This window comes from Vibrio sp. 2033, assembly GCF_033339735.1.
This window is the reverse complement of record NZ_JAWOVC010000537.1, coordinates 1-608: the sequence shown is the minus strand read 5'-3', so window position 1 is coordinate 608 and position 608 is coordinate 1. Positions and strand designations below refer to the sequence as shown.

General features: G+C 43.9%; 1 pseudogene. It reads right to left on the bottom strand.

Features of this window, described 5'->3' with window-relative positions:
* Nucleotides 1-231: 231 nt before the first annotated feature.
* Nucleotides 232-608, bottom strand: a pseudogene (gene metL / locus R7P74_RS27660) (bifunctional aspartate kinase/homoserine dehydrogenase II); the annotation flags it as partial.

Genomic DNA, 608 nt, shown 5'->3' with positions numbered 1-608 from the left:
ATCGACGTTTAGACGTCTATATGTCTACAGAATGTATTGAATGTGATTTAATGTCAACCTTGTGATTATGAATTTTTCTCACGTTAATAATGAGGATAGTTCAAGTTAATTCGCATCTGCTATTTACTCATAACAACGTTTGAAAATGGCGAATCTTATTTTAAGTATGGCACTGAGGAAGGAATAAAAAACCCCGGATGAATTCCAGGGTTTTTAGGTCTCTCGAAAAGTTTAGAATAATCCAGCTAAGCGGTTGAGATCCGATTGGATTGCACCAGCGGTCACCTCGCGTCCTGCACCTGGGCCACGAATCACCAAAGGGTTGTCCTTGTACCATCTACTTTCAATCGCAAAAATGTTGTCGCATGGCAGCAAGTTAGCCAGCGCATGTTCGCGCGGTAATGCTTCTACGCCCACCGTCGCTTTGCCATTTTTCTCTAAGCGCGCCACATATCGAAGCACCTGCTCATCTCTTTGTGCTTTGGTTAGACGCTCTTGAAGAATCTCACTGAGCAGTGCGCCATTATCAAAGAACTCATCCAAACTCAGAGAGCGCAGCTCTTCAGGTACGAGTGATTCCACTTTTACGCTGTCCGGTTCAATATCCA